The 7573-nt window shown below is 68.4% G+C and carries 8 protein-coding genes; 3 read left to right on the top strand and 5 right to left on the bottom strand.

Features of this window, described 5'->3' with window-relative positions; translation table 11 throughout:
* On the top strand, positions 1-300 hold a 300-nt coding region (locus tag ORK51_RS10125), incomplete at its 5' end, for a hypothetical protein (protein ID WP_266084829.1).
* Between the two features lie 32 nt (positions 301-332).
* On the top strand, positions 333-1523 hold the full coding sequence (locus ORK51_RS10120; protein ID WP_266084828.1) for a benzoate/H(+) symporter BenE family transporter: 1191 nt from the start codon (positions 333-335) through the stop codon (positions 1521-1523).
* Positions 1524-1547: 24 nt separating this feature from the next.
* Here ORK51_RS10120 and ORK51_RS10115 read toward each other — a convergent pair whose 3' ends face one another.
* From ORK51_RS10115 to ORK51_RS10095, 5 genes are all read right to left on the bottom strand, one after another.
* A complete protein-coding gene (locus tag ORK51_RS10115) occupies positions 1548-1691 on the bottom strand; it encodes a hypothetical protein (RefSeq protein WP_156785713.1) in 144 nt (47 codons plus the stop codon).
* Positions 1688-3856, bottom strand: a complete 2169-nt coding sequence (locus ORK51_RS10110) for a lytic murein transglycosylase (protein WP_266084827.1) — start codon at positions 3854-3856, stop codon at positions 1688-1690. The genes ORK51_RS10115 and ORK51_RS10110 overlap by 4 nt, the downstream gene beginning before the upstream one ends.
* 54 nt (positions 3857-3910) lie before the next feature.
* On the bottom strand, positions 3911-4885 hold the full coding sequence (gene egtD, locus ORK51_RS10105; protein ID WP_046274376.1) for an L-histidine N(alpha)-methyltransferase: 975 nt from the start codon (positions 4883-4885) through the stop codon (positions 3911-3913).
* Entirely contained in the window at positions 4882-6168 is a 1287-nt protein-coding gene (egtB, locus tag ORK51_RS10100) for an ergothioneine biosynthesis protein EgtB (RefSeq protein WP_070426257.1), read from the bottom strand. Before egtB ends, egtD begins: the two co-directional genes overlap by 4 nt.
* 138 nt (positions 6169-6306) lie before the next feature.
* Entirely contained in the window at positions 6307-6702 is a 396-nt protein-coding gene (locus tag ORK51_RS10095) for a YchJ family metal-binding protein (protein WP_046274378.1), read from the bottom strand.
* A 62-nt stretch (positions 6703-6764) separates the two neighbouring features.
* Here ORK51_RS10095 and ORK51_RS10090 point away from each other — a divergent pair, with 62 nt between their 5' ends.
* The gene (locus tag ORK51_RS10090) at positions 6765-7541 is read left to right on the top strand and encodes a sulfite exporter TauE/SafE family protein (protein WP_070474219.1); all 777 of its coding nucleotides are present in this window, start codon (positions 6765-6767) and stop codon (positions 7539-7541) included.
* Positions 7542-7573 lie beyond the last annotated feature (32 nt).

Raw genomic sequence — 7573 nt, 5'->3', positions numbered from 1 at the left:
GACGCTGTTGCCGATGCTGCTTCGTTGTGCGACCCGGAGGTCTTTTCGTCGAAGCGAGCCGCCTATTATGTCAGGCTTTTCGTTTCCGTCAACACCTTCTTTCGAAGCTTGTTGCCGTCGCTGCGGGTGGGTGTTCACCGGGGTGAAGACCGCGTCGCAGCGAGGGAGCGAATACTAAAGACTTCTGAAAATTCGTCAAGCGTTTTCGTCGATCTTTTTCATCATCGCGTCATCCGTGCGTGCTGCTCGACAACGAGCGCGGCAGCACGCGCGTTGCGCGTGCTGCCGCAGGCTTGCTAACAATGCATCTCTTGTCATCAGGAATGCATGCGATGTCTGCGGTTGGCAAACGTTCGTTGTGGCGCGATCTCTCCCTGCCTGCGGTGATGGCAGGTTTCATTACCGTCTTGGTGGGCTTCGCCAGTTCGGCGGTGATCGTGTTCCAGGCCGCACGCGCGGTCGGCGCAGACCAGGCGCAGATCGCTTCGTGGATGTGGGCGTTGGGCCTTGGCATGGGCGTGACGTGTATTGGTCTGTCACTGCGCTATCGGATGCCGGTCGTCACTGCATGGTCCACGCCCGGTGCGGCGATGCTCGTGGTCGGTGCGGGCGCGGTCGGCTACAGCGATGCGATCGGTGCGTTCGTGCTTGCCGCCGTGCTTGGCATGTTGGCCGGCTTCTCGGGGATCTTCGCGAAGCTGATGAAGCGTGTGCCGATGGCGCTGGCCGCGGGCATGCTTGCGGGTGTACTGCTGCGCTTCGGGCTGGATGTGTTCGTCTCCATGGGCACCCAGCTGGGCATGGCATTGGCGATGTTCTCCACGTGGCTGATCGGGCGACGGCTGTTCCCGCGCTATGCGGTGATCGCCACGCTGCTTGTCGGTGTCCTGGTCGCCGCAGGTCAGGGTCTGCTTCATATGCAGGACGTGCGGCTGGAACTGGCCACGCCGGTGTTCACCTGGCCAACGCTGTCGTGGGCAGCGGTGTTCGGCATCGCCCTGCCCCTGTTCGTGGTCACCATGGCCTCGCAGAACATCCCGGGTGTCGCGGTGATCCGTGCCTCCGGGTATGACACGCCGGTCTCGCCCGTGATCGGCTGGATCGGCGTGGTCAATACGATCCTGGCCCCCTTCGGTGCGTATGGGCTCAATCTCGCCGCGATCACCGCCGCGATCTGCATGGGGCGCGAAGCGCACGAGGATCCGGCCCGCCGTTATACCGCCGCAGTGGCCGCGGGCGCCTTCTATATCGTGGTCGGGCTGTTCGGGGCGACGGTGGCTGCTGTATTTGCTGCCTTCCCCAAGGAGCTGGTCGCCTGCGTGGCCGGCATCGCGCTGTTCGGAACGATCGCCAACAGCCTGGCCATGGCGCTGCGCGAGGAGGCCGATCGCGAAGCGGCGCTGGTGACGTTCCTGGTCACCGCTTCGGGCCTGTCGCTGGCCGGGATCGGTTCGGCGTTCTGGGGGTTGGTGGCTGGCGGGATCTGTCTGGTGGCATTGCGGCCGCGCCCGGCCGCACACTGACCGGTCACGCGCCTTACAGCCGCCTCAGCACGACGGATGGCGGTCATGCACCGCCACGGCAGCATCAATCTGGGCGTCGATCATCGCCTCGTGCAGGGCGGCGCTGGGCGCGCGATAAGGATTGCCGGCCGTCTCGTCCGGCCGGGCCGGGGACGGAACCGTGCTCATAGCGGGCGAACCGCCAGGGTCTGCTGCAGCACATGCTGCGCGCCCGGCGCCAGGGTCACCACGTCCGGACCGGCGTTGGCCGCCTCCAGGCACACATAGTTGCGCCAACCGGCCCCGACGTCGGCCATCTTGCTGGCACCGGCCTCACCCGGGTTCCACGCCACCAGCGAGCGGCTGCCGGTGGTGGTGATCTCGATGCGGCGCTTCAGGCCCGGGTCCTTGAGCAGGTAACGGCCGCCAGCCTGCGTATAGATGCGGTCGCTGCGGCCCGGATCGCGCGGGTCGCGCAGGCTCCACTCGCCCTGCTGCTGGCGGGGGGCGGCGTAATTCTCGAACTTGTCCAGGTAGGACAGCCCCTCCAGCCCTTCCACGCTGACCTGCATCGCATCGCTGACATGGAAGTAGTTGTGCAGGGCCTGGGTGAAGGCGACCGGTTGGCGGCCGGTGTTCTCGGTGATCAGGCGCTGCTCCAGCGTGCGGCCGATCCGCAGCTCCATGCGCAGGCGCAGGTCCAGGTTCTCCAGCACCGGTGGGGCCAGGCTCAGCACCATGGTGCCATCGGCCTCGCGGCGGGCCTGCTGCAGCGTCCATGGCACGTTACGGACGAAGCCATGCGAGGGCACGTCGTTGCCCTGCCCCTGGCGGCCGAAATACGGCCAGCACACGGGGGTGCCGCCACGGATCGGGGTCGGCAGTGGCTGGGCACTGGGCGAGAGCCACATCACGTCCTGCCCGCCCTTGGGCACATAGGACAGGAGCTGGCCGCCGAACACGCTGATCGCGGCGGTGGCGAACGGCGTCTCGACCTTCCAGGCAGGGAAGCCCTGGATGTCGGCCAGGCTGAGCCCGGGCACCTTGGGCAGGGCAGCGCGCGGCGCGGCCGGCGACTGGACGTACTGGGCGTGGTTGGGCGGAAGGGTGAACACGGTGGAGGTCGGCATGGTCGATGTTGATGAAAGAGGAGCACCGCGCAGGGCGGTGAGGATGCGCTGGCCGGCACGGCCATCGGCGGGGGTCCAGCCCAGGCGCTGCTGTTCGGCCTGGATGGCGCGCCGGGTGGCGGTGCCGATCATGCCGTCGGCTGTGCCGATATCGTGGCCGCGGGCCAGCAGCAGGGTCTGCAGTTCACGGCGTTCGGTACGGCCGATGCCGGGATCGTCGGTCGGCCAGGCGGCCACGATGCCCTGGCCACCACGCAGGCGGTCGGCCAGGGTGGCGATCGCCAGGGCGTAGCTCTCGGCGGCGTTGTACGCGTAGATCGCGTCGTAGTTGCGGAACACCAGCCAGGCCGGGCCCTTGATCCCGGTGGGCAGCAGCAGCGCGGCACTGCTGTCGGCGGGCAGCCCGGCCGGGACCAGCGCGCCGCCGGCCACCGGGACGATGCCCTGTGCACGCCAGTCGGCCAGTGGCCTGCGCTGGGTGCGGCCGGCCTGGCCGGCGTTGAAGCCGGCCGGAACCGTCACTTCCATCCCCCAGGGCTGGCCGGTGCGCCACCCGGCCTTCTTCAGATAATTGGCGGTGGAGGCCAGCGCATCGGGAATCGAGGCGACCAGATCGCGACGGCCATCGCCGTCGCCATCCACCGCGATGCGCGCATAGGTGGAGGGCATGAACTGGGTATGGCCGAACGCGCCGGCCCACGAACCGGTCAGGCCTTCGGCGCGCAGGTCGCCGGCGTCGATCAGCTTGAGCAGGGCGAGCAGTTCGCCGCGGAAGAAGGGCTGGCGGCGGCCTTCGCAGGAGAGCGTGGCCAGCGACTGCAGCAGCGGGCGCTTGCCGAACACGCGGCCGTAGTCGCTCTCCACGCCCCAGACCGCCACGATGGTGGCCGGATCAACCCCGTACTCGGCCGAGACCCGGGCCAGCAGGTCGCGGTGCTCGACCAGGCGGGCACGCCCGTCCTCGACGCGCTGGGTATCCACCAGCGCCGCAAGGTAGTCCCACAACGGGGTAGTGAATTCCGGCTGCGCGTCCAGCAGCGGCAGCACGCTGGGATCCGGGGTCAGCCCGGCGGTGAGCACATCGAAGCGCTCGGCGCCGATGCCCTGCTTGCCGGCCTGCGCCTTGAGCGTGGCCAGACAGGTGGAGAACGCATCCGGGGCGGCCACCGCCAACGACGGTGCGCCGAGCCACAGCCCGGCCAACAACAGGGGCGACCATCGCATTGGCGGAATCCTTGCAGCCAGTGGACCTGCATCATAGCGGCAATGCCGCGCAGGTCAGGCCGGCTGCAGCAGGCGCAGGCCGAAGGCGGGATCGGTGGCGTTCCAGTGGGCCGTCACGCGCAGGCCCGCGGCCGCGGCCATCGTTGCGAACACCGCGTCGGTGTACTTGTGGCTGTACTCCACCGTCATCGCCTCGCCTGCGGCGAAATCGAAGCTCTGCCCGTCCACCTGCACGCGCTGCTCGCGCTGGCTGACCAGTTCGGTTTCGATGCGCAGGCGCGGCACGCTGTACCGCGCGCGATGACGGAACCCGTCGAGATCGAAATCACTGCCGATGTCGCGGTTGAGCCGGCGCAGCAGATTGAGGGTGAAATCGGCCGTGACGCCGGCGGCATCGTTGTACGCGGCTTCGATCAGCCCCGCATCCTTGTGCAGGTCGATGCCGATCAGGGCCATGCCGTCGGGGCCCATGGTCTGGCGCATGGCCTTCAGCAGCGCAATGGCCTCGTCATGCGCGAAGTTGCCCAGCGTCGAGCCCGGGAAGAACACCAGGTGGCGCGCCGGCTCGCGCTGCGGCGATGGCAGCTGCACCGGCTGGGTGAAATCCGCACAGACCGGCAGCATTTCGATCTCCGGCAGCAACGGGGCCAACCGGGTGATGCTGTCCAGCAGTGCGGCACGGGAGATCTCGATCGGGGTGTACGCCACCGGGTCACGCAGCGCCTGCAGCAGCAGCTCGGTCTTGCGCCCACTGCCGCTGCCCAGCTCGACCACGTGCAGGCGCGGACCGACCACCTTGGCGATGTCACGCGCGCAGTCCTGCAGCAGCTGCAGCTCGGTGCGGGTCGGGTAGTACTCCGGCTGCTGGGTGATCTGCTCGAACAACGCCGAGCCGTGGGCATCGTAGAAATACTTGGACGGCAGCTGCCGTGGCGTGGCGGAGAGGCCACGCAGGATGTCGGCGGTGATCTGGTCGCGGTCCGGCTGCAGATCGGTCAGCGCCTGGAGTGCATCACGGACCGAACTCATGCGGCGTCCCGGGCCAGGCGCAGGCCGGCGAACTGCCACCGGGCCGACGGCGCGAAAAAATTGCGGTAGCTGGCGCGCAGGTGATCGGCAGGCGTGGCACAGCTGCCCCCGCGCAGGACCCATTGCCCGCACATGAACTTGCCGTTGTACTCGCCGAGATTGCCCGGGAAGGTACGGAACCCCGGATACGGCCCGTAGGCGCTGCTGGTCCATTCCCAGACATCGCCGAACAGCTGCACGATATCGCCTGACTCCTCCGCCCCGCCGGGGTGAAGCTGATCGCTATCGGCGAAACGACCCCGCAGCGGGCGGCCGGCGGTGGCCGCCTCCCATTCGAATTCGGTGGGCAGGCGGGCCTCCTGCCAGCGCGCGTAGGCGTCGGCTTCGAAGTAACTGAGATGGCAAACCGGGGCATGCGGATCGAGCGGGCGCCACCCGCCGAGGGTGAACTCGCGCTCCAGTGCGTCATCCCAATACAGCGGGTGCTGCCAGCGCTGGTCCTGGCACAAGGTCCAGCCTTCGCTCATCCACCAGCGCGGCTCGCGGTAGCCGCCGGCCTGGACGAACCGGCGATACTCGTCATTGCTGACCGGGCGGTTGGCCAGCGCATGCGCCGGGACCAGGGCGCGGTGTACGGGCGATTCGTTGTCGTAGGCGAATGTCGGCTGGGTAGGCCAGACCGGCGCGCCGATCTCCACGATCTGCTCGGGACTGCTGAGCCACTGCAGGGGCAGCGCACGGGCCGGCGCCACCGCAAGATCCTCGCGGTAGGCTGGCTGCAGCGGGTTGGACCAGAACGCATGCTTGATATCGGTCAGTAGCAGTTCCTGATGTTGCTGTTCATGGTGCAGGCCCAGCAGCAACTGGTGCCGGGCCTGCTCGCTGAGGCTGCCGGCCTGCAGGGCGGTGATCACGCGCTGGTCGATCCGGGCGCGGAACGCCAGCACCTCCTCCAGCGACGGGCGCGAGAGCAGGCCACGCTGCGGACGTGCATGTGCCGGACCGATGCTCTGGTAATAGCTGTTGAACAGGTAATGCCAGTCCGCATCGATCGGTGCGTAACCGGGCCGGGTGGCCAGCACGAAGCGCTCGAAGAACCAGGTGGTGTGGGCCAGGTGCCATTTGGCCGGGCTGGCATCGGCCATGCTCTGCACCATGGCGTCTTCGGCGCTCAGCGGGGCGGCCAGTGCGACCGTGCGGGCCCGCACGCCGGCGTAGCGGGCGGCCAGCGACGACGGCGGGGCGGCAGTGAGCGGTGGTGCGGCAGCAACGGCGGTATTCATTGCGATCAGGATCGACCAGCCGGAGTGAGTGCCACGTCATGGCACGGCATCGGTCTGGTGACAGCGTTCAAGTTGAATACGCGACCCCCGTACGCGCCCGGGGCGACGGCGCTGGGGGGTGCGTGCGGCCGCGTTGGGTCAGGGCAGCGCGTCGAGATAGAACCAGCGCCCCTCTTCGCGCACGAAGCGGCTGTGCTCGAGCATCTTCACCGCACTGCCGCCGCCCACCTTGTAACGGGCAAGGAACCGGACCTGGGCGTGGTCCGGATCCGACTGCGTGTGGGCCTGGATCGTCAGCCCCAGCCAGTGGGTGCGCTGGCCGGGCGCTTCCTCCAGCGACAGCTCGGCCGGGCGCGTGGATGGGTGCCAGCTGGCCAGCAGGTAGTCGGCCAGGTGGCGCACGTAGGCGCTGTAGCGCGAACGCATCAGCGCTTCGGCATCCGGGGCGGGCGCGCCGGCGTGATAGCGGCCGCAGCAGGCGGTGTAGGCCACGGGGCGGCCGCAGGGACAGGGATCGGAGTTGGCGGTGGTCATGGGGGTATTGTCGCGCGATGACCGGGCGTATGCTGGCGCGCCTTCTGCCGCGATGTCCCGCCGTGCTTGAGCTGGTTCCCCCTGAGCTGTTGTGGTTGGTGGCGATCGCCTTCATCGCCGGTCTGGTCGATGCCGCGGTCGGCGGCGGCGGGCTGGTGCAGTTACCCGGGTTGTTCACCGTATTGCCGCAGCACACGCCGGCCATGCTGTTCGGCACCAACAAATTCAGTTCGATGTTCGGTACGGCAGCGGCGGCGTTCCGCTATGCACGCAATGTGCGCTTCCCGTGGCGGCCAGTGCTGTTCGCCGCGGGCACGGCCTTCGTGTTCTCCTTCGCCGGTGCCACGGCGGTCAGCCTGCTGCCCAAGGACGCGGTGCGCCCGCTGGTGCTGGTGCTGCTGGTGGCGATGCTCGGCTACACGCTGTGGAAGAAGGACTTCGGTGCCCTGCACCGCCCGCGCGAGATCGGCCGCAAGGAGCTGGTGACCGCGCTGGCGATCGGTGCGGTGATCGGGTTCTACGACGGCTTCTTCGGGCCGGGCACAGGCAGCTTCCTGATCTTCCTGTTCGTGCGCTTCTTCGGGCTGGACTTCCTGCGCGCCTCGGCCGCCTCCAAGGTGGTGAACCTGGCCACCAACGTGGCGGCAATCTCGTTCTTCGTGCCGACCGGCAACATCCTGTGGCTGTTCGCGCTGCCGATGGCCGCGGCCAACATCATCGGCTCGGTGGTCGGCACGCGGATGGCGCTGCGCGGTGGCACGCCCTTCATCCGCAAGCTGTTCGTCGGCCTGGTGGTGGTGCTGATCGCCCGGATGGGCTGGGATACCTTCGCCGGCTGACAGAACGGGCCAGCCCTGGGGCTGACCCGTCG

This window comes from Stenotrophomonas sp. RIT-551 (assembly GCF_026241915.1).
Classification (GTDB): Bacteria; Pseudomonadota; Gammaproteobacteria; order Xanthomonadales; family Xanthomonadaceae; genus Stenotrophomonas; species Stenotrophomonas bentonitica_A.
The sequence above is the reverse complement of the archived record's forward strand: the minus strand, read 5'-3'. Positions and strand labels throughout refer to the sequence as shown.